Annotated in this window: 16 protein-coding genes; 10 read left to right on the top strand and 6 right to left on the bottom strand. The window is 48.3% G+C overall.

The window, feature by feature from the left end:
- Positions 1-61: 61 nt before the first annotated feature.
- Entirely contained in the window at positions 62-4,486 is a 4,425-nt protein-coding gene (locus CWB98_RS11385; RefSeq protein WP_138544991.1) for an AMP-binding protein, read from the bottom strand.
- A gap of 375 nt (positions 4,487-4,861) precedes the next feature.
- Here CWB98_RS11385 and CWB98_RS11380 point away from each other — a divergent pair, with 375 nt between their 5' ends.
- The 3 genes from CWB98_RS11380 (at position 4,862) to CWB98_RS11370 (ending at position 7,070) form a co-directional block, all read left to right on the top strand.
- Positions 4,862-6,031 carry a PQQ-binding-like beta-propeller repeat protein gene (locus CWB98_RS11380; protein WP_171045632.1) on the top strand — a complete coding sequence of 390 codons (1,170 nt, stop codon included), beginning with the start codon at positions 4,862-4,864 and terminating at the stop codon, positions 6,029-6,031.
- A 215-nt stretch (positions 6,032-6,246) separates the two neighbouring features.
- Positions 6,247-6,651, top strand: coding sequence for a hypothetical protein (locus tag CWB98_RS11375; RefSeq protein ID WP_138544989.1), 405 nt, complete (start codon positions 6,247-6,249; stop codon positions 6,649-6,651).
- Between the two features lie 47 nt (positions 6,652-6,698).
- The gene (locus tag CWB98_RS11370; protein ID WP_138544988.1) at positions 6,699-7,070 is read left to right on the top strand and encodes a DUF4440 domain-containing protein; all 372 of its coding nucleotides are present in this window, start codon (positions 6,699-6,701) and stop codon (positions 7,068-7,070) included.
- 52 nt (positions 7,071-7,122) lie between these two features.
- On the opposite strand, the gene CWB98_RS11365 is transcribed toward CWB98_RS11370, so the two are convergent.
- A complete protein-coding gene (locus CWB98_RS11365) occupies positions 7,123-8,307 on the bottom strand; it encodes a cellulase family glycosylhydrolase (RefSeq protein ID WP_138544987.1) in 1,185 nt (394 codons plus the stop codon).
- Positions 8,308-8,674: 367 nt separating this feature from the next.
- Between CWB98_RS11365 and CWB98_RS11360 the strand changes: the two genes are divergently transcribed.
- The 3 genes from CWB98_RS11360 to CWB98_RS11350 all read left to right on the top strand — a co-directional run bounded on the left by CWB98_RS11360 (position 8,675) and on the right by CWB98_RS11350 (position 11,495).
- Positions 8,675-9,085, top strand: a complete 411-nt coding sequence (locus CWB98_RS11360) for a DUF2809 domain-containing protein (protein ID WP_138544986.1) — start codon at positions 8,675-8,677, stop codon at positions 9,083-9,085.
- 264 nt (positions 9,086-9,349) lie between these two features.
- Positions 9,350-10,468 (top strand): UDP-galactopyranose mutase, encoded by a 1,119-nt coding sequence (gene glf / locus CWB98_RS11355; RefSeq protein WP_138544985.1) that lies wholly within the window; start codon positions 9,350-9,352, stop codon positions 10,466-10,468.
- Positions 10,469-10,472: 4 nt separating this feature from the next.
- Positions 10,473-11,495, top strand: a complete 1,023-nt coding sequence (locus tag CWB98_RS11350) for a beta-1,6-galactofuranosyltransferase (protein ID WP_138544984.1) — start codon at positions 10,473-10,475, stop codon at positions 11,493-11,495.
- A 61-nt stretch (positions 11,496-11,556) separates the two neighbouring features.
- On the opposite strand, the gene CWB98_RS11345 is transcribed toward CWB98_RS11350, so the two are convergent.
- Positions 11,557-14,130: a reprolysin-like metallopeptidase gene (locus CWB98_RS11345; protein WP_138544983.1), complete on the bottom strand. Its 2,574-nt coding sequence runs from the start codon at positions 14,128-14,130 to the stop codon at positions 11,557-11,559.
- A 357-nt stretch (positions 14,131-14,487) separates the two neighbouring features.
- Positions 14,488-14,883 carry a hypothetical protein gene (locus CWB98_RS11340; RefSeq protein ID WP_138544982.1) on the bottom strand — a complete coding sequence of 132 codons (396 nt, stop codon included), beginning with the start codon at positions 14,881-14,883 and terminating at the stop codon, positions 14,488-14,490.
- Between the two features lie 544 nt (positions 14,884-15,427).
- Between CWB98_RS11340 and CWB98_RS11335 the strand changes: the two genes are divergently transcribed.
- The 4 genes from CWB98_RS11335 to CWB98_RS11320 all read left to right on the top strand — a co-directional run bounded on the left by CWB98_RS11335 (position 15,428) and on the right by CWB98_RS11320 (position 20,518).
- Positions 15,428-16,189 carry a substrate-binding periplasmic protein gene (locus CWB98_RS11335; RefSeq protein WP_138544981.1) on the top strand — a complete coding sequence of 254 codons (762 nt, stop codon included), beginning with the start codon at positions 15,428-15,430 and terminating at the stop codon, positions 16,187-16,189.
- A gap of 335 nt (positions 16,190-16,524) precedes the next feature.
- Positions 16,525-18,156: a trypsin-like serine protease gene (locus tag CWB98_RS11330; protein ID WP_138544980.1), complete on the top strand. Its 1,632-nt coding sequence runs from the start codon at positions 16,525-16,527 to the stop codon at positions 18,154-18,156.
- A 59-nt stretch (positions 18,157-18,215) separates the two neighbouring features.
- Entirely contained in the window at positions 18,216-19,430 is a 1,215-nt protein-coding gene (locus tag CWB98_RS11325) for a hypothetical protein (RefSeq protein WP_138544979.1), read from the top strand.
- Between the two features lie 65 nt (positions 19,431-19,495).
- Positions 19,496-20,518, top strand: coding sequence for a tetratricopeptide repeat protein (locus CWB98_RS11320; RefSeq protein WP_138544978.1), 1,023 nt, complete (start codon positions 19,496-19,498; stop codon positions 20,516-20,518).
- Here the strand turns inward: CWB98_RS11320 and CWB98_RS11315 are convergent.
- Both CWB98_RS11315 and CWB98_RS11310 read right to left on the bottom strand, forming a co-directional pair.
- Positions 20,515-21,198: a response regulator gene (locus tag CWB98_RS11315; protein ID WP_138544977.1), complete on the bottom strand. Its 684-nt coding sequence runs from the start codon at positions 21,196-21,198 to the stop codon at positions 20,515-20,517. The genes CWB98_RS11320 and CWB98_RS11315 overlap by 4 nt on opposite strands.
- Positions 21,195-22,637 carry an ATP-binding protein gene (locus CWB98_RS11310; protein ID WP_171045631.1) on the bottom strand — a complete coding sequence of 481 codons (1,443 nt, stop codon included), beginning with the start codon at positions 22,635-22,637 and terminating at the stop codon, positions 21,195-21,197. The genes CWB98_RS11315 and CWB98_RS11310 overlap by 4 nt, the downstream gene beginning before the upstream one ends.
- Positions 22,638-22,692: the final 55 nt, after the last annotated feature.

Raw genomic sequence — 22,692 nt, 5'->3', positions numbered from 1 at the left:
GGGCTGATTAATGATGGGAGTTGTAGAGCCAAGGGCTGCGGAGTGGGTTAGGCTATCTAGGCTACTCCCCATAGCGTTTCAGTGGCGCCTTTTGCTCAGTGATACTCAGTAACTCAGAAAAGCCGGTTATCATGCTTGATATCATAGTGTCGGACAAAGCACCTTCCACGTAGTGCCAGTTCATGACCAGGTTTTCGCCCGATTGCACTGCGACGATATTCAGCGGCACCCGACGTGAGACCCCCATGTTTTTGATCACATCTTCCTGATCGCCATGATCTTCGGGTTGTAGCGTAAAACCATCAAAGTCGAGCGCCAGTAGCTGATTGCTATTGGTAATGTAATTGAGCTTAAAGTAGGGTAAATATTCGCTTAGCGACGACTGTGCAATAACCTGAGTGAACTCAGGCACACATTCATTATAGATTTTGGCCACCCCCGAGGCGACGGACGCTTTAAAGTCATGTGCCTCATCGGGTTTGACCAACAACGGAGCCACTTTGTAAAGCGGGCCTATCATATCGCGTGTTTCTCTTGAAGTCCGTCCGGTAAAGGTGACCGCCATGAGGATCTCGGGTGTCATCAGGTAACCTGAAAAGACCTGACATATTGCGCCTACCAGGGATTGGATCTGACTTACGCCCGTATGCACAGCTGATTGGCTAAAGAAATCTACCAGGGTACAGGATTGCGTCCGATACAGCGACGGTGTCCAGAGTGCACCATTCAAATGCCGGAATTTAGGGTAGGGTGAATACTGCGCCAGCGCTTTTTGGTAGTCGCTGACAATCTGCTTACCTTCAGCGGCACCGAAGAAACGTTGCTCTTCCCAGGCATAATCAAAGAAGTCTACCAATTGCGTGTGTGGTGTCTGTTCTGCTTGTTGATCATAGTATCGCTTTAGCGCGCTGATGATATTAATGTTTGAGACCGCATCGGTAATGATGTGATGAATATTCAGCAGCAGATATTGCTGATTATTTGGCAGAGTAAGGAGTTGCACATGGATCAGCTCGCCCTGCTCCAATGCAAAGCGATGGCTTTTTTGTTCACTACAGCGCAACTCGAGCATATTCTGGGCCGCTTGTGAGCTGAGGTGGCTCAGGTCGATGTGCTCGAACGGATTTAATACGTCGGTGCCATTGTTGCAACACCACAGGGTATCGCCACGCATTTCAAAGCGGCTATTAAACAGTTGGGTGCTCTCGACCAGCTGCGCAAAGGCCAGGTGCATTCGCTTTGGGCATACTGTGCCCTGAACGGCAAAACACTGAAACATATTGTACAGGTTGCCCTGTTGCCACTGACGAAAAATGTTTGTCTGAGTGAAGGTTGCCGGTGCATGATCTTTGCCCAACTTTTTGACCTTTTGACCCGGTGCAACAGAGGTTGGCGAGGTGACCCGGGCTGTTTGAATATAGGCAGAGATAGTTGCCACACTTGGGTTGGCGATAAAGTCATCGGTATTAAGTTGCAGCCCAAAGGTCTCCGACAAATGGGTCAGATAGATGATGATACTGAGCGAATCCATGCCACAGGTGCGCAAGTCTTCCTCAAGGGTACGTGGGTGAACACTGCATTTTTGTGCCAGTACGGCCAGCACTTGTTGCTCAATGAGACTTTTCTGGCTGGACTGCTCTGTGTCAGTCGAAGTCAGAGCGTGTTGTTTGTTTTCAAACTCGGCCAGCAAACGCCTGGTATCGACCTTGCCATTAGCGGTTCTGGGGAAAGTGCCAGTGGGCACTAAGGTATCTGGCACCAGCCAGTTTGGTGCGCTATCAAGGAGTTTTTGGCGAATACTCAAAGATGACAGGTCGTGCTCATTGCCGGTAGAGGTCACAAAGGCAATCAGCCTCATCACACCATGACTACGGTAAGTGGTCGCGCAGGCATCGGCGACATCTGCTATGGCCATGAGTCGTTTTTCCACCGTTTTAAGGTTTACAAAACGGCCGCGTACTTTAACCGAGTCGTCCTCCCGGCCGCTGAATAATAGTCTGTCCCCTGACAATCTGATAACACGATCCCGGCTATTAAAAAACAGCGATGCGTGTGCAGGTGCGGGCAAGTGGACAAATCGCTCGGCGCTGAGCTGAGGAGCCTGGATATATTCAAGTGCTACACTGGGACCGCCGATGTACAATACTCCCTGATTGTCGCTGTTCAGGTTGCTGCTTCGATGCATCGCCAGTCTGACATTACAAATAGGTCGACCTATGGGCACCGCATCGCCGTTGGCCAGCGAGGCCAAATCATAGAGGCTGTGCTGAGTAACCACGTGGGTTTCGGCGGGCCCGTATTGATTGATTAAAGTGGCGCCAGAATTCTGTAAGAAGGTACGTACCTGCTCGCTCATCACCATTTGTTCGCCGGATACAATGATCTGATTCAGCATGTTAAATGGGTTTTCATTAAAGGTCGCCTGAGCAGCCAGTATATGCAGCAAACTGGGGGTGACTATCAGTCTGGAGATCTGATTGTTGACGACATTATCGAGAATATTGGCCGCTTCTTTGCGCACATTTGAGGTGGTGAGATGCAAAGTGCCCCCACAGCACAGTGTAGTGAGTATGGTCTGGATGGCGACATCAAAACCGAGAGCTGTGGTGTTCAGCACGTGTGCTGGAGCAGACAAGTTGGGATCAAGACGGTGATGCAGGCACAGATTTGCCAGTGTGCGCTGTGCCAGCATAATACCTTTGGGCACACCGGTGGTACCGGAGCTAAAGACCAGATAAGCAAGTGAATCCAGACACACAGCGTGATTATGTAACTGAGCGCCTGCGCTGTTTTGCTGCTCGCAGACAGACTCTATGGTGGCAACGTTAAACTGGCTAAGTGCGCTCGCCCAGTGTGGGTTGTCCACAATTGCACACGCTGCTTTGGCACGGGTAAGTATGTCTTCGACATAGCTGACCTCAGCATCGGCGTTAACCGGCACTATCACCCGGCCCGTGTTCAGGCAGGCGAGCATGGTTGCAACCATATCGGCAGTATGCTCCATAACCACAGCGACGTTTTGCTGGGCTAACGTATTGGCAAGCAACCAATGGGCAATCTTTTGTTGGCGTGAATGAAGCCATTGATAGTTATACTGTTTGCCATGATGGTCGCGGATCGCCACGGCCTCTGGCGTATTGTTTGCAGTACAGCGGATCACCCGACCAGGCAAATCAGAAACGCTCAACGGGTGACGTTTGCCACGTATAAATTGCCATTCATTCAGCGCTGGGATTTCATGGGATTGACCAAATTGCAGTGCCTGCTGTGCGCCCTGACGCAGTGCTTTTTCCAGTAGTACGCTCAGTTTCTGCAGGTGTGCTGGTGTCACGTAAGCTGGATTGGCACTGAGCATGACTTCCATGCCACTGTGCTCGTTATATACTAAGTTAACAGACACCGGATGAGTGTGATCGGATTGCACCAGCATTTCACTGTTAAGCTCGACCCCGTCTATATCATCCAGCAAAGCGCCGGGGTTGAGGTAGTTGATCATGACATCAAACACTAAATTGCGGGCACTGGCCGATACAGCAGCACAGTGATTGATTTCACCAATCGGTACCTGACTTTTACGAAACAGCTGGTTAAAGTCGGATTGTAGCGACTTGACAGAATCGATAAAGTTTTGCCCGGCTGGCGGCACTATCTGTGGTAGTACTTTGGATGACATGCCATAGCTGTGCTGGTCTCGGCGCTGATTATTGAGCGCATACCCAACCACCACGGACTGCTTAAAATGATGCTGATAGAATTCACCCAGCAGATGGGCAATGTAAACATGAAAGCCCACATTGTGTTGCTGACACAGACTTTGCAGCGCATGTATCTGGGTATTGGGCACCGAAAAGTGTGCGCTTAGTGTCTGTGTGCCTGCCTGCGATGGCGGAGTATAGTCAAACATAAAATCGGGTAAGTCTTGCAGGTATGTCTGCCAGAATGCCAGATGGTGGGCCGAGTACTTGTGCGTATTATGATAACGCATCTGAGCCAGTTCGGTGGTGATCTCGTCAACCGACATAGATAGCATCGCCAGCGCTTTGCAAAACAGCCGGTAAAGGCTGAGCCCGTCGAGTAGAATATGGTGGGCAACCAACACCAAAAAGTAGCCTCCCTGTGCCGCGCGTCTCAGTGCAATGCGTACCAGTGCTCCATGCGTTAGTTCAAACGGGCATTGTTTAAATTGCTCAGCAAATGCCCGGGCCTGTGCCTGATCGGCAAGTGTCTGTGTCATATCCAGATCCAGCTCGCTTTCGCCACACAGGTGGTTAAACACTAAAGTAACCTGTTTGACCAGGTCTTGTGCGCAAAGATCTCCTTGCAGATGAAACAAGCCCCCAATGTGGTATTTCAGGGTGTCGGGATTCAGTACACTGTCGTTCGCAATTTGCAATTGCTCATGAACCAGCTCGTGGCAGCCCAGTTGTGAGATAACACGTGATTTAAACGCATTCAGTGTATGTTGTTTGGTTGTTAAATCGTTCATTTCAATATTCCTTCTGTGGCGTTGCCCGTTTTAGTACTGCTCCCAGAACTCTGTTCACAGGTCTGATGTGTCGTGAAACGGTGCCAAAATGTACTCAAAGCAGCTGGCTGCTTCGCTGTTTTTAAAGCTAGAAAGGAAATGCGCAAAGAATGTGAAGTTGTATAAATAATTTCATATTTTTGTCATTGATAAGTGGTTTGGAGCTGTAGAATAAAAATTAAAAGTATTAAAAACAGTGACCTAACATTATTTCGTTAGTCAGTTTGAAAACTAAATAATTAGGGTTAAGGATCCTTAAGAATGTTTCAGAGTACTTTCAGGACTTTCGTACGTGCTGTGTTCCAGTGTGACTGCAAACCACATAAGGAGAACACCATGAACTCAGTAAAAACACTTCAACAATTTGGACTGGCCAGTTTACTGCTTGCCGGGCTCAGCCATGATGTCGCTCAGACTGCACTTGCTGCCAGTGGCGATTATCTGTTTAGTTATCAGGTGAAAGGAGAAAACTGGGGGGGCATTACGCTGCGCGACCACACCGCATATTTTGGTAGTGATGATGGCCACCTTTATGCCCTGAATATTGACCGACCCAAACTCGCCTGGTCGTTTAAAACGGGTGGCCTGGTGCGTTCAAAGCCGACTATAAAAAATCATCAGATCTTTGTAAGCAGCGATGATGGTTATCTTTATGCGCTCAATCGCTGGCAGGGGAAGTTATTATGGCGCACCAGCTTAAATGATGCGGATGTAGAGCGCATTTTACCGGCTAATCATGCGCCATGGGAGTTTGACTATACCAAGTCCAGTGCGCTGGTCCACGGCGATAAAGTCTTTATTGGTAGTGGCGATGGTCAGCTTTATGCGCTTTCGCGATTTTCTGGTGAGGTCCTTTGGCACTTTAAAACCCAGGGTAAAATTCGTACCACACCAGCACATTACAACGGCTTAGTGTTTGTCAGCAGCTGGGATGGCTCGGTGTATGCCCTGAACGCACAAAGTGGTGAACGGGTTTGGCAATATGAAACCAAGGGGGCACTGACTTCCAGCCCACTGGTGGTGGACGATGTGCTGGTGATAGGCTCTCGGGACACCCATCTGTATGGACTGGACCCAAACAGTGGTGCGCTGCTATGGCAACAAGCGTATCCGGGCGGTTCCTGGGTTGAGTCATCGGCAACAGCCGCCGCAGATGGTGAACACTTTTATATCGGCAGCTCAGATTCCAACTTACTCAATAAGTTTCATGCCCGAAGTGGTAACCTGATCTGGCAATTTGAAACCGGAGGCTGGAGTTGGGGGCAGCCGGTTGTGAGCAATGGCACTGTGTATATCGGTGCGACAGGCCATGATGAACCCGGCTGGTATGAGACCAAGCGCGGCTTCTTTGCTGTAGATGGTCAGACCGGCCAGCAGCAATGGCAGTATCAGCCCAAAGCTATTGACGGGTTTGTGCACGGTGGCGTCTATGGTGCACCAGCGGTTGGCTATGGCAAAGTGATTGTGCCGGACCTGGATGGTTATGTGCATGTTTTTGAAGAGTAAGCTGCTATTGCAATCTTGAGTTTCAGGCCCTGAACCGCCTTGTTCAGGGCTCAATTCTGTGAAGGCAGCGGAGATAAGGCCACTGTCTGGTTGTGTTTATACCTGTATTTCAGTTTGGTGTATTAAACCATTGATAAAACCAATGCTGGACCTGTTTTGGGTTTTCTTTATAATCCACTGAATTGTAGAAAAACAGAATACGCAGAGGATGCAATATGAGTGTGGGTGTTTTCAGGACGATAGTACTTGTGAGTTGGTTGACCCTGGTTATTACCCTCATTCAGGCAATTCTGAGTCCGCAAGATTTACCTCCATTGCTAGCCGAATATGAGGCGCATACTCAGAAAACAGCATTGACGTCACTTGACTGGATTGCCAGTGTGCTTGCTGTTGCAGGATTAGCTGCTAGTGTGTCTTTACTTATCTTTTCTAACATTGGACGTTGGGTTTACGCTGTTAGTATGCCCGCAGTGTACTTACTCGGGTTCTTTGGTACAGACTTTTTTGTGTCATCCAGTGCTCAAAACGCACTGTTTGCGGTTGAAGCCATGTTGACTGGCATGATCCTGTGCCTGTGCTTTTTCTCCGATGTAAGCCAAAATTTTACCCGCAGTGCTTAAACTATGTTATTGAGTAAACAGGTGAGGTGAGTACACAAGGCAGCAATATGGAAAAGTTAATTGCACAGGAAATAGCGTTACACCAGTATGAAACAAGGCAAAACCGCGCAGCCATAGAGCGCCTGTTACATGTCGATTTTTCTGAGGTGGGTATGTCGGGCACCTGTTACAACTTAGATTCTATTGTTGCCATGATGGGCAGCGAAACGCCGTCAAAGTTGAGCGTGCATTCGCAAAATTATCACTGCAATGAATTGGCTCCGGGCGTACATTTATTACGTTACCAATCTGCGCTGGTCGATAAAGCGGGCAAGGCGTCTGATTTTGCGCAGCGTTGCTCGGTCTGGGTGTTAGAGGGTGATAAATGGCAGCTGAAATATCACCAGGGCACAGCCTGTGCGCCCTTTGAATTGGTTTAGCTGAACCTTCCAAAAGAGCGCTGTCTGCTAAATCACAGACAGCGTCATATTGCTATCTTCCTTCTTCTATCCAGCCCTTGACCCAGGTGCCTGCTTCTTTGAGCTGGCTGTCGACAAAGTTCTGAGTGTTACAGGTTCCTTTTTGCCAAACTGCGCCACTGCGAAAATCATCGGAATAGTTCCAGTTGGTCCAGCTGATCTTTTTGCGTTTCATCAGGTCTATGTACTTTTGTGAGCTGACTGGGTCGTTCGGGCCGTCACCATCGTAGTTTTGTGTGCCCCACTCACTGACAAAAACAGGTAATACATCTGATGCCTGATCTAACACGGAGCGGTGGTAGTCTTTATGCGATGCCGCGTAAAAGTGGAAAGTGTACATGATGTTGTCAAAAGGTACTGGATCATTAATTACATCCTGTACGCTCCCTCCCGTTGAAGCGCCAAAGGTTGACCAACCATGTGTCCCTATCAGGATCAGTGCATCGGGCTGAATGGCTCGGATCACCGGGATTATTTGCTCACTGTAATGGCGAACCTCAGGCCAGCTGACGTCATTGGGCTCATTGGCGATATCGTAAATCACATTATTCCGGTTTTTGTTGGCACTGACGATGTCGGTGAAGAACTGTTTGGCCAGCGCCAGGTTATAGTTAGGGTCGCCCGGGTTGAGTTGGTGCCAGTCAACCAGTACATATAAGCCGCGCTGGCTGGCCATATCAATCAGGGTATTCATTTGCTGAGTGAATCCAACCGGGTCAGTTTCATAGCCGCCTTCTTGTACGTACAAGCTGAGACGCACGATATCTGCCTGCCAGTCTTGTGCCAGTACATCCAGGGAGGCATCGGTCAGGCACTTATTAAGCCCATACCATTGCAGACCATGGCTGCTCATGCCACGCAGCTGGATCTTTTCTTGCTGTTCACTACACAGGCCGGTCCCGCAGACACTCAGCTTGCCATATCGTTCAACGGGCGTAATGCGATTACCCGAATCGCAGCGACCCAGGTATTGCCAGGCTGAGCTGGTGCCCGGCTCCGAGCGGGTCCACCAGTTTGCACGATAGAGTTTGTTCTGATGTTGCATTTTGTCATTGGTATTGGCATGGCTGGGGTTGCCTTGCCAGTCTGTTTGCGTCCAGTCTGGATAGGTATTAACGCCCTGGCAGCTTGCTGCATGCGCCTGGCTGAATGCCAACCCGGCTGTGAGTGAAATTGCGATCAAATGTTGATAACTCATAATAATGCTCCTTTACATGTGTTGGGTCTGCCGGGATCTGCTGCGTATCAGAATAGATGCAGGTATTAAATCGCCAGCGGACCTTATCCAACATAACTGAGATTGAGCGCACTGAGATTAGACTTTGGTCTAGGTTTGATCGTTAAGTATTGCAATTAGATAGATGTGTGTTATCCGGCCACCAATATGCAGCGCTACCGGCAATCTGGGCATTGGTCCCGTGGCAGAATCAGCAAGGCGATGTTTTGATATTAATTGATGGACCTCTATAGGGTATGGCTATAATCTTGTATCCTCTTGGCATAGAGAATTAAAACAAAAAGGCAATGGGGTGGTACGGATATACAAAAATCGAATGAAGCAGACAATGAACCGGGTCATTATCAAGCGCAATATTGCGCTATATATCAGCCTTGTCTTGATGACGATTCTTCTGGGGCTTCTTTCTCGTGCTTCATTTGTTGAGTTGCCCAGCCTGCTTGCACTTTATGCAGGAGATATATTGTGGGCCATGATGGTGTTCTGGTTATTCTGCTGTGTTCAGCCCGCGGCGCGCACTCGGGTCATTACCTGCCTGGCTTTGGCATTTTCTTTTTCCATTGAATTATCGCAGCTATATCAGGCGCAGTGGCTCAATGATATCCGCCATACCCGACTTGGTGCTCTGGTGCTGGGTTTTGGCTTTAAACTCAGTGACCTGGTGTGTTACTCGGTGGGCATTTTAGGAGCAGCGGGCTTGGATTGGTGGTGCTTTCGCAGGCAAGTACCATCGACCTGAAACAAAGCCGCTTTTCCTGCTTAAGGTTTGGACTGATACTGGCCCGAGCGCTCGGGTTTTCGGTGCCGTTACAGTGACAGGTAGTCACAAATGGTGATTTGTTTATGCTGATGAAAGTAAAGGCAGATTGAAAGTTGCCACATTGTGCTTATATCGGCACGTATTTTCGAATTTCCTCTGTCTCGCTTAATCATTTCTTCACTTTTTCTGATATAGTTTTGCGCTTACGATAGAGCCAAGACCGATTCAAAAAGGCAAATTTAAATGAATGAAGCTCAATATGACTACCTGATTGTTGGTGCAGGCCTGTTTGGTGCTGTATTTGCAAGAGAAGCAACTGATCAGGGTAAGAAAGTTCTGGTGATTGATAAGCGTGATCACACTGGCGGAAACATCTACTGCGAACAGGTAGAAGGGATCAATGTACATAAGTATGGTGCGCATATCTTTCATACCAGTAATCAGCAGGTATGGGATTATGTCAATCGTTTTGTGTCGTTTAACCATTACGTCAACTCGCCTGTCGCAAGACACGAAGATAAGCTCTATAACCTGCCTTTTAATATGAATACGTTTTACCAGTTGTGGGGGGTGACCACACCACAGCAGGCAAAAGACAAAATTGCTCAAGAGCGTGCGCCGTATGCCGATTTGTCGCCTAAAAACCTGGAAGAGCAGGCGTTATTTTTAGGCGGTCGTGACCTCTATGAAAAGCTGATTAAAGGCTATACAGAAAAGCAATGGGGCCGCCCGGCAACGGAGATACCTGCTTTTATTATTAAGCGACTTCCTTTTAGATTCACTTTCGACAACAACTATTTCAACGACCGCTATCAGGGGATCCCGATTGGGGGCTACAATGCTCTGACTGATGCGCTGCTTGACGGGGTAGAAGTTAAAACGGGTGTCAATTACTTTGAAGATGCCGAGAAATACAACCAAATGGCAGATAAAGTATTGTACACAGGTAAAATTGATGAGTTCTTTGAGTGTCAGTTTGGCAAGCTGGAATATCGTAGTTTGCATTTCGAAACAGAAGTGCTGGACGAAGAAAACTACCAGGGTAATGCCGTAGTCAACTACACTGAGCGCGACGTACCTTACACACGTATCCTGGAGCACAAGCACTTTGAATTTGGTACTCAGGAAAAAACCGTGGTCACCAAAGAATACCCGCATGAGTTCAGTAAAGACAATGAGCCTTACTACCCAATCAACGACGAAACTAACAATGCCCTGTTAGCTCGTTATCAGGAACTGGCAAAGACAGCGCCGTATGCAGACAAGTTTATTTTCGGCGGCCGTCTGGCGGACTACAAATATTATGATATGGATGACACCATTGAGGCGGCACTCGCGCTAACCAGTAAGGAATTGGCATAACATCATGAGTCGTAAAGTTTATATCGCAAGAAACTATCGTTCCAAGTTTGATGCAGCGGGTAAAGCCAAGATGGATTGCGAAACCATCCTGGAAAACAATGGCTGGAAAAACATAGGCTTCAAACAAACCTGGATTTCAAACTCGGTGCTGGGTACCTTGATCAGTGCGCTGGGTGTCAGCTGGGCCTTGTTGAGACTGAAGTCGGGCAGTACCGTGTGCCTTCAGTATCCGTTTAACAAGTTCTATGGCTATTGTTTGTGGGGCGCCAAACTTAAAAATAGCAAAGTGTTGACGCTGGTACACGATGTGCGCAGCCTCAAAGGCAAATATGGTCACTCTGAAAAAGAGATCAATATGCTCAATAAGTCGGATCAGCTGATTGTGCACAACGACAAGATGCGCGCCTGGTTTGAAGAGCAGAATATTCAGAGTGAGATCACCAATATTGAAGCATTTGATTATCTGCACACGGATAATCCGGATGCGCAGCGCACACCTACGGACTATGACAAAATTCGTGTGGTCTTTGCCGGTAATATGGGGCCGTTTGTTTATGAGCTGGATGCCCTGGAGCGTGGTAACTTTAAATTCGATCTGTATGGTGTTGGTTATGATGAGAAGAAAGTTAAAAACATCAACAATACCATGCTGGACTACAAGGGGTGTTTCCCATCAGATAAAGTGATCGATCATATTGATGGAGACTTTGGTCTGGTTTGGTATGGTAACACACTGGATACCTGTGATGGTGTCACGGGTCAGTACCTTAAGTACAATAACCCGCATAAACTGTCGCTGTATTTGCTGTGTGAAATGCCGATCATCATCTGGGATAAAGCGGCTATGGCCGATTTTGTCGAAGAGCAAGGCATAGGCTTCAAAGTAAGCTCACTGCGTGACATTAAAACCCGTCTTGCAGAGCTGACACCGGAGCAAATTGACCAGATGAAGCAAAATGTGCAGCGAGTTAAGGCGGATGTACAGTCCGGGCAATATCTAACGCGTGCACTGGAAAGACTGTCCTAAGCAGGGCTGTCTTATATGAATCATGGCCAGCGCATTTTTATGCTGCTGGCCATTTCTTCGATTAACGGCGGCGTCTTCTGCCGAATAATAACAGGGCACTTAGCATCGCCCAGGGGCCGAATGAGCCTGAATCGTCATCGTCTTTGTCACCCCCGCCGTTGTCCGGATTGGGGTTGTCTTTTACTGTCACCGTAACGGTCGCAAAATCGCTGCCACCTTGTCCATCCTCAATATCGTATCGAAAGGTCTCGGTGCCTGAAAACCCTGCTGCCGGGGTATAGACCAAAGCACTGCCACTGATAGTCACCTGACCTTTACCCCGATAGTCGACGTTGCTGATCTTCAGTACATCACCGTCTGTATCCTGGTCATTGTCCAGTACAGCCAGCGAATTATTCTTAGATTCAAAGTCAAGGGTATAGGTATCGTTTTGCGCTTCAGGTGCATCGTTGACAGGTGTTACCGTGACCGTGAGTGTAAACGAGGCACTGGTCAACGAACCACTAGAGACTTTCACTGGCACGTTTAGTTCGCCATGAAAGTTGCTCGCCGGTGTAATGGTAGTACCCGTTATCTGATAGTTTTGCCCGCCAGACAGGGTGAGGGTATCTATTTTCATAGCCTGGGCTAATATCAGGTCGTCGGGTTTTACTTGTATGCTGCTATCTTCTGTGAGGCTTAGGGGCTTGTGTCCGGTTATCACCGGTGCAACATCACCAGATGCGTCAGCATTGACGCTAAAGTTGCCTGAGTTGACCGCAAAAAAGATGTTGTCGTGGCATTTTACCTGAATTCGCGCCTGCTCAGTGCTGATGTTGCTAAGCTTTACCTCTGACTGGCCAGAGTTGGGAATACGTTTGGCCAGTTCAATGTCAAATGTCTTACCGCCGTCTTTGGAAAGCAATATATCGACATTTTCACAGGAAACGGGCGCACGCTCAGTGCCTGCTGTGTGCCACTTTACCAGTTGCGTATTACCGCGCCACTGGCTTGAGCTGTCAGGTAAGGTGACGGCAAAACCTTGTTCATTGCCAACCACAGAGACTTGCATTGCATCATCACTGACCCCTCCCTGACCATCTCTGACAACCAGCCTAAAGTCGAGTTTACGGGTTGTGGTTGCATAGGCTTCACCAAAGCTGGGCTGGCCAGACAATACGTCTGCCATTTTTGGTAGTGTCCGTTGTGGCGCACTGTGCGGATTAAAGGCTCTGAACAGAGGACGCTTACCATCATCAATGCTGTCATCTGCTTTACTGGCTGACGCTCCGCCCAGGTTAAACTGTTGCCAGCTGTAGCTGAGTGTGTCCTGTGTGTTGCTTGTTGCGCTGCCGGTGAGGGTAAAGGGTGTACGGGCCGGAATGGTGTAGTTGGCACCTGCGTTCACTTCGGGGCGTGAATTGCCGCGCTCCGTATGCACACCACAGTTTTTGCCTGATGACATTCTGGCGTAACGATTCATCTGATCCAAAGAATGAATATGAAAATAAGGGTCTGAATTGGGCTGGAGATCCTGCTCGTCACAAATGCCGGTATAGCCCATGATGGTAGAGCCACTGCCCGGTTCATAGGCACTGTTTTCAGCCCGGTTACCGCCGCACGCGCCGGCTTCGCCATTAAAGGTATGATCTGCCCCCAGCTGATGGCCTATCTCGTGGGCAACATAATCTATATGAAAGGCATCGTTGGTTGGCGTTTCGCTACCCGTTATCCCCTCGGCCTTCAGTTCAGTACAGACCACTTCGAACCCAGCAAGACCGCCACCACCAGTCCCCACCAGATGGCCTATGTCATAGTTATCGGCACCAATTCGGGTATTAATTTGTTCACTGATCTTGTCGATGTCTTCATCAGTGTTAGCGAATGGGTCTGTATCGGGGTCGAGAAAAAGTAACTTGTCATTGTCGGCAACCAGCTCAAACTTAATGGCCAGGTCACGTTCATAAACATCATTGATTCGATTGAGCATAGTGACCACGGCGGCTAGTGTTTTTTCTTTAGTGCCGCCATGAAAGCGAGCGTATTCGCCAGTGGTAGCAACGGCTATGCGGTAAGTGATCTGTGTGTTTGGTATGGCTTGTGGTGTGTTGTTCAGGGCGGCTTGTTCGAGCAGATTGCGCTGATGCAAGTCACTCTTGTGTTTTCTGGGGGCGTGCTGTTTGAACGCTTTTTTACTCAGAGCCTGGCTGTTGTCATGATAGCTGCGGTAATGGTGTTCGCCCGATTGGGGTTGCGGGTCCAGATACACCTGCTGCCCCTGATGGTTAAAGACACCATAGAAGCCGTGTGGTCCGAAATCGAAACGACCAGAATGAGCAGGATTGCCTTTCTCATGTCCACGGAAAGTTTTAATCCCCGGATACTTACCAGCCAGCTCCGGTGCCATAACCTGACTTGGTCTCACAATAAACTCAACCAGTTCACCGTTAGGTAAGGGGAGCATCAGCTCAATAGTCTGCGCTTGAGTCAGCTTTTCAAGCTGCGATGAAAGTGCATGATGATCCAACTGATAGTGACGCTGGGCGCTTTGTGTCTTTGTCCGCTGCTGATCCAGAGTGTGCCACATAGTGGGTGAGGCCAGTGCCGAAGTACACATAAACTGTGACAAGGCCAGTGCAATAAGGTGTTTTTTCATAATTGTATCCCATTGATATGCTTCAATAGAACTGTAACTGGTTAGATGGGGTTACTGGGTATCAGATTGTCTGGCTTTTGTAGCGGTACTGATACATATTGAGCTGCGCTATTCGTTTACTCTTAAAGAGCGTATCAGAGCATGCTCTCCCCCTGAGAAACCGCTTGGCGCAATTATCGGGATTTCTTTAAGTTTGGCGTGGCAGGGACGTTAATTAAACGAATTTAATGGACACATCCAGGGTTGAATGCGAAGGCCGCTTTTCGTGTTGAAAAGCAGCCCGTTGAGTCTTCAGAGCAAAGCGCGATGCCGAATTTTCGGCGAAGTTAATTTACTCCAAATTGGTATCGGTTTAGCTTAGTAAACCGTTACATAGTTCACGTTGACTGCGCCTTCGTGGAACAGCTGGTTGAACTGATGGTAGTCCACGTCAATCTTGACCATGGCATAATCTGTTTCCAGTGAGTAATCTCCGCCAACGGAGCGAGAGTAAGTACATTCAGCTTGTGCATAGAAGTAAACAGGCGAAGCGGGTTGCACAAAGTAGTTGATCACATGCTGATTACACCCTTGCAGACGGTATCCTGATTCCAGTAGCTGAGCTTTAATCTCCTGATACTGTCGGCCATATTCAATGACCTCGTTGACACTGGCATATCCCGCTCTGACAGGCGCGTGCTCCGCTGGTGCGACCGCGGCAATTGCTGTAGTGCTTGCAAGTGAGAGTAATGTAACAAGTAACGCGTTTTTCATGGTTAAATTTCCTTTTTGATAGATATAAATCAACCCGTTTCTTGTGCGTTATTCGCTCACACGCACAATGAAACAGCCTGATACAAGTCACTGTAGTCAGGCAGACATCTGTTTTTACCTTGCCCTACCACAGCTGAAGAAAACCAATGGGGTATCTGCCCCTGTGTCTTTCTTAGGACCAATGTTGGTACATTATCATGAAACTTATGTTTCTATAAATAGACGAATTAAAGAAAGTTTTATTTATTTAATTTTATTTTAGTGCAAAAATCATTCAAATTAACCTCGATTGTTGATTTTTATGTTTTGTATGTATGTACTTACTTATGGTGTGGGTTTGTCTAATGAATATTTTCATATTTAAACTTGGTTCGCCTTATGCAGATAACCTCAATACCCAATGTTTGTATTACATTTTATTTATAAAATTTTGCCTAAGCGCGTTGCTTAACTAAGCTTAAGATCTGTCTTGTGCAAAATTAAGTGCCTATTGTCATGCTTATATTTCGAAACCTTCGGGTTTGCTTCGCTTGAGCACGTTCCAATGCGTGCAGTAACCCAAAACGCGGTGCACTATTTGCTACTGGTGTTGGCCTTATTGTCGGCAAGTGTTCAGGCCGAGCGTTTCTCTGTTCTGGTCTATCATGGTGCCAATCCACCTTATAATTATCTCGAACAGGGAGAGCAGGCCGGGATCTTCAAGGATATTTTTGATCGAATCGGCGAATTAACCGGCCATGAGTTTGAGTTTGTTCTGCTATCCGTTGCCCGGGGACATAAATCATTTGAGTCTGGTGAAATTGATATTGAGCCTGGTGTGAATCCTAGCTGGCGTCAAAGTTCGAGAGTGCCTGGTATTTACAGTATTGATTATGCCTTCTCCCGAGAAGTTGTATTAGGCCGGAAAGAGGCGAACCCTACACGACAACCCGAGTCATTTTATGGCAAGGTTATGGGGCGCGTGCGTGGCTATCGCTATGGATCATTTGAGCGGCATTTTGGCCCCGGAAAAATAGCGGTATATGACAATATCTCGGAAAGAGAATTGTTAGTTCAGTTGGCACACACCCGCCTTGATTACATCATGATCGGCGATGTTACTGCCGCTTACTACATCGCAAACTATCCTGCTTATAGTGGTTTTAGGGAAGTCTATGAAATAAGTAAGTTACCTGTATCTATGCGCATTCAGCCCAAAAGAGCAGAACTAAAACGAGAAGTCGATCAGGCATTAAGACATATGCTGGAACAAGGTGAGATAACTCAGATTTACCACAAATATGGCATTATTATGCCTCCTCTTTGACTCACGTCTGCCCGCCAAAGATTGCAGCTCTTGGTTTGCTTAGCTATTTCTGAGAGGTTTTTCTTTCAGTTAAGGGCGGTTTAAGTGCTTGTAAATTAAAACGTTCCAAATTCTTTAACTGTCATTTCGAAGAAATTATTGTGCAATCAATTCTACGTAACACTGTAAAATTCTTGTTACATTTAAGTGTTTAAAATACAAACTAATGATCAGCGAGTAACTAAATTTTCCACTGGTCGTGCCAGTTGTTTTTTTCACCATGATTATTGATTTTTATGTGTATCTCAGATTATTTCTAGATTGCTTTTTGAGCAATAACCTTACAAGGATACAACATGAAAATTACAATTTTGGCCGCAGCAGTCATGTCACTGTCAGCGGGCTATGTCTCTGCAAATACGCAACAGTCAGGCCTGCCTGATATTACTCCATCTGTCGTTGGAGGAATTGAAACCCCAGCTTATTCAAGACCATATCAGGTTGCTTTGTTGATGAATGGACGCCAGGGCTGTGGTGGTACCTTGCTGAGTGAAAACTGGGTACTTACTGCTGCACACTGTTTAGATAATGCTTCTACGGCTAGCCTGACGGTACGTGTTGGTGCCCATTCAATCAGTCGTGGGGATGGTGATACACTGAGGGTATCTCAGATTATCATGCATGAAAATTGGCGCGGTGCGAACGGGATCCGTTCAGGCTATGATATTGCCGTATTACGCTTGGCTAGTCCGGCGGCAAGCAAGTATACCCCTGCAAAGCTACCCACTCAGTCCATTGCCGATCAGTATGCCGGTATTGGTGATTATCCAACGGTTTCTGGTTGGGGGCTGACCTCCAACCGCGGCCGTCCCAGCGATGTACTTCGCGAAGCGCAGCTGCCAGTGATTTCAAATGCCAGTTGTAGTAGCCAGCTGAACTTTAATATCCCGGGCTCAGTCATTTGTGGCGGAGGCGAGGGCGGTCGTTCAGCGTGTAACGGCGACAGCGGTGGCCCTTATGCTGTGCGCGTCGGGAATGATTTCTACAGTATCGGTACCGTCAGTTGGGGCATTGCCTGTTCAGGTGCGACTGCGTTCACCAGAACGACCAGTTATCTCAACTGGATCGAGCAAAAGACAGGTCTTACACCGGATAATCCAACAGATGCTAAACCAGTTGCTGATTTCAGTTCATCGGTATCAGGCATGACGGTTAGCTTTGCCAACCGCGCAACCGATGATAAAGGGATCACAGCATATGACTGGAACTTCGGTGACGGTAACCGATCCAGCGCTGCGAACCCAAGTCATACCTATGCGACTGATGGCGATTACAACGTCACTCTAACAGTGACAGATACCGCACAGCAGACAGCCAGCGTATCGAAGGTAGTCTCTGTTGGTGAGCCACCGGTATGTGATGTTGAAGCCTGGAACCGTGCAGTGTCATACGCGTTAGGCGACAAGGTATCTTATCAGGGCAGTATCTACGAGGCTATTTGGTGGTCTGCGGGTGCACAGCCAGACTTGTATCCTAATGTCTGGAAGAAGTTAGATAACTGCAACGGCTCAGGCGACCCTGCTCCTGTGGCTGGCTTTACTGTGGCTCAGTCAGGCCTGACTGTCACCCTGACTAATACCAGTACAGATAACGGCCAGATAGTGTCAAGCCAGTGGCAATTTGGGGATGGTCAGAGTGCTTCACAGCCTTCTGTGACTCATACTTATGGCGCAGCAGGGCGCTACACCATTCGTCTGACGGTAACTGATGATCAGGGCCAAAGCAGCACCCTGGCTAAAGAAGTGGTTATTGGTGGGGATGATAACTGTCAGGGTCTGCCTGCCTGGAATGCGAGCACGATATACAATACCGGCGACCGGGTTGCCAAAAGTGGTGTAGTGTACGAAGCGCAATGGTGGGTGCAGGGTGAGGATCCGGCTCAGTCAGGTCCTTGGGGCCCATGGAAGTCTGTAGGCAACTGTAACTAGTCGCTTTTTTGCTCAGTCCTAGGTAATCTATCAACTATGAGACGTAAAGTTAGAAGACCATGGGACTGAGTAACCAGGCACACAGTGAACTACGCAGATTGGGTGAGCGCGTTAAAAAAGTGCTCACCGCTATCATGCGGGCATTACCTCCACAGGCACAGACCATTGGCGGTTTTGCCCGCCACATAGGGTGTCACCGTTCAACCAGCCAGCGATTATTTAATGCCAACAAAGCCAAGTCTGGTGAACAAGTCCTTTACCATTTACCCGGGCTACAGGCTTTGAACGCACTGGGCAATCAGCTGCAAGACCACATTCCGGATAACCTGGTGGCGCAGTGGTGTCAGGTCAGCCAACGTTTTGCTGCTACCATGCCCCAATACGCCAGAAGTCATGCCGAGTTAAAACGCTTACTGGCGGGTGATGAAGAGAATAAAGTGAAAACACCCGATGACAATATGTCAGGTCAGGATAAGCGTGCCCAACTCTACTATGCAGCTAAGTCTTTGCTGGGCATGAGTATGGATGAAATTTTTTGCGCTTATGTGTTAACCCGTGGACGAGGTCGGGAAGGGTTTTTACAAGAAGTGGCCATGATCAGCAAATCGCAAGTGACGCGAGAAATCGGCGCAGCGCCATTTGTGCAGTTCTACACTCATCCTCACAGCGATGATTTCATAGCGCCGCTGGACATTGATGCGCATAGCAGGCTCGATTCCAAGCGATTTAGCATTGGCATCGCACAAGAGTTATCGACCCCGGGCTTACTGACTGCGTTTGCCAGTTACTCCCCCGGAAATAGCGGGTTAGTATTTGACCCTATTCCAGGTTATGAACGCTTTGATGCAACGTTTATTTTCAATAATCCGGATGAATTAGTTGACCCTTTAAGCCACGCCAGCAAATGCAGCTCTACCAGTATTTCAATTAAGAACCCGGCCAAAAAATTGCGGTTACTGGTATTGATCGAAAAGCAGTTAGACCGTCACAGCTGTGTCAATGTCGGTTGTTATCACGGCAATCAGAAAGTTGAGGAAGGAAAGCTCAGTGTAGAAGATATGTGGACAGAGCGATTACCTGAATTTCCGGAACTGCGTTTAATTGATTTGGCTGCTGGCGCTCAGGCGTTGCATGGCGACACGACGCAACAGAAAAAGCTTGATTATTTGTTCCGTTATGCCGAACTGGACCCTGCTAACTATCGCTGCTATTTGATGGAAGTAGATTACCCCATTTGGTCGACCACGTATCGTATTTACTTCGAACACCAGTGAGTGACTTTGAACAATTTTGCCGTGCAATCTATAGTTTCAAAGGGTAAGTAATCGCGGATCTAATGATGTTGAAAGCAATTATAGGGCTGTGGATGATGCTGATACCGCTGACTATATGGGCTGCGACACCATCACAGATCATAGACAAACTGCAAGAAGCCGAAGATTACCTCACTGTTGACCCCGCCACGACACTTTCATTGTTGGCGCAGATTGACGAAGTAGAAGGCCTACCTACTTCTTTGTTTTTACGTTGGCACTTGATCCGTTTACGAGCTGCCGTACCCACCCATCAAATGAAAATGATGGAATATTCGCTGGAGGCCATTTTTACGCATCACACCCACCCTTACTTTATCGAAAAGCTGCCTACCGCCATGAGTGCGCTGGGGATCTGGTTACGCCGTCATGATTATCTGAATGATGCCAGACTGAGCCTGGAGTGTGCCTACAAACATGCGCAATCAGACCAACAAAGGCTGATCCTGACAAACAGTCTGGCGCTGGTGTCACGACAACTGGGTGATTATGAGAAAGCTCAGCGTCTGTATGGAAGAGCAAACAGCATTGCCGATAAGGCGGGTATCACCTCTAAAAATGGCATCATCGCCAATAATTTGGGGATTATTGCACTGGAACTCGGAAACGTGGCTGAGGCAGAGCGCCAGTTTCGAAAAGCACTGGCCAGTTATCAGGAGATAGATAAGCGCTCCGGGCAGATCTCCGCGGGCGTCAATTTACTGTTTGCTTTTATTATTCAGGAACAATTATTGAACTATCAGCGCTTGTACGGACCTACGTCCAGGCTGACCGAATCTTTCCCCAATGAGACCAAACAAGCAATGTTACTGTGGGTCAATGCTCGCTTTATGCAACTGGAGGGTTATTCCGTGAGTCAACAGACCAAAGCCAGTCTCAAACTGGCATATGCGCAGCTGCAGGATGATAATATTCGAAGGCTGGTATTTCAGCACCTTGCAAAACCGCTGGGCGTTGATGTTCTGCTACCAAAACCTGTGATAGTCAGACAATTTGAACGCAGCTGGTACAAAGCGGCCAAAACCTGTGACTGGCCAAAAGCCAGTTAGTGCTCTGTGGCGTATTTGTAGCCCACGCCATACACCGATTCAATGAGACTTTTTTCAGGCGCGATAAGGCTGAGCTTCTTTCGTATGTTTTTTACATGGGTATCAATGTTGCGATCCACAATGTCCTCGCTATCGGGGTAAATCTGCTCAATGAGCTGAGTGCGCGAAAAGACTTGCTGTGGGTGACTAAGCAATATGGTCAGCAATTTAAATTCACTGGGCGTGAGGTCCAGTGGCTGTGTCTGATAGCTGGCGGTAAACTGTGAAGGGTTGACAATAAAACCACCGACTTTCAGTTCGTCGCTATGACTGGGCGTAAAGCGACGCAGAACGGTTTTAACTCTGGCCATCACCTCGCGAGGACTAAAAGGCTTGCAAATGTAGTCGTCGGCACCGAGTTCGAGTCCAAGCAGGCGGTCTATTTCATCTTTTTTGGCCGTGATCATGATCATGGGCACATCGCTGAATTGGCGGATCCGTCGACAGATACTGAGCCCATCTTCACCCGGTAGCATGAGGTCTAAGAGGATTAAATCGACCCGGTTGTTTTGCAGGTAATCAACCACCTCATCACCACGCACCATATGTGTGGTGCTATATCCCGCTGCCCGGGCATAAGCAATGAGCACTTCTGCAATATTGGCCTCATCCTCGACAATAAGTAGTTGTTGCTTGGTCATTTTGCGTTCTCTTGTTGGCGATATGGGAGACAGACAGTGACACACAATCCACCGAGTGAGGAATCTGTCAACGTGATGGTGCCCTGATGGGCCTCGACTATGGTTTTGCACAGGGAAAGCCCCAGTCCGCTACCGCCATAACTGCGACTTCTGGAAGGCTCGACTCTGTAAAAGCGTTCAAATAACCGGGCTTTTTCGTCTTCAGAGACACCCGGCGCAGAATCTTCGATACGAATAATCATTCGCCTGGTCTCGTGGGCAATGACAACCCTGAGCTGACCACCTTCGTCAGTGTAACGCCTGGCGTTCTCAATCAGGTTGCTGAATAGTTGATGCAGGCGCGCACTATCGGCAACAATACATCGTGGCGTCAGGGTCTGGGCATGAGTCAGTGAAGTTAAATCCAAAGCGATTGAACGCTCGGAAAATTTACTTTCAAACCCCTGAATAAGCTGCATAAGTAGTGGCAAAGGGTCGACTTCAGTCATGGTATAACGGTAGTTACCTACATCGGCACTGGTCAGTTGATACAGGTCGTCCACCAGTCGACTGAGGTTGTCGACTTCGCTGAGCAGTAAGGCTGTTTTACTGGCATCCATGGTAAATACGCCATCTTCAATGGCAGTAAGCTGGGTCTTGAGTACGGTCAGCGGTGTCCGCAGTTCATGGGAGGTGTCCGACATCCATTGCCGGCGATTTTTTGCGTTGTCTTCCAGGATTTGTGCCAGTTGGTCAACGCGCCCGGCCAGAACACCAAGTTCATCACGCCCACTGTGGCCAACACGGCTGCTGTAATCCCCTTGCATGAGTTTGTCCGTGCACTGCATTAGTCTGCCAATGGGTTTGCTCAGCAGTTTGGATATCACCCAGGCCATCAGTAATGCTAACAACAAGGCTGACAGTGCGATCCACAGGTAATTGGTCAGTTGCTGGCTGATAAAGGCGTCATTGCTGGTTTGTCTTGTTTCGCCAGGGTCGCGCACTCGCGCGGGATCCCAGCCAAGCCAGCCAATGAGTTCACCGTCAAGCTCCAGGGCTTGCTGATAACGATTACTTTGTAATCTGGGCTTACCTTCAATGCGCTGTTTGTTGCTGTCGTACAGGCTGATCCGTTTGCCTGTATCAAAGTAACGACGTTCGCTGTGCTGCTGCGAGTTAAACGCGCTATCCCGGCGGACAGGACGGCTGTGTTGGCCAGGTTGTGGTTGCATCAACTGCTGCCATAGCAGCCGGTTGTGTCGTAACTTTTGCCAGCTTCCTTCCCTTTGATAAAAAGCCAGCAAGCGCGCACGGGTTTGTTCCACATGGCTTTGCTCACTGTGCTGTACTAAGGTCGCAAAATCATTGGTCAGGCTGCCAGCAGTGAGGCCAAGCTGGATCGCAATGATTGCCGTATTGGTGAGCACAATGGCCAGAAACAGTTTGGCAAATAGATTCAAATGTGACTCCTGTGCTCGTTGCCATGAAAAAGAGAGTGTACCGGTCGCACTGCCC

The organism is Pseudoalteromonas rubra (assembly GCF_005887115.1).
GTDB lineage: Bacteria > Pseudomonadota > Gammaproteobacteria > Enterobacterales > Alteromonadaceae > Pseudoalteromonas > Pseudoalteromonas rubra_F.
Note: the sequence above shows the minus strand (reverse complement) of the source record. Positions and strands in the feature narration are given on the sequence as shown.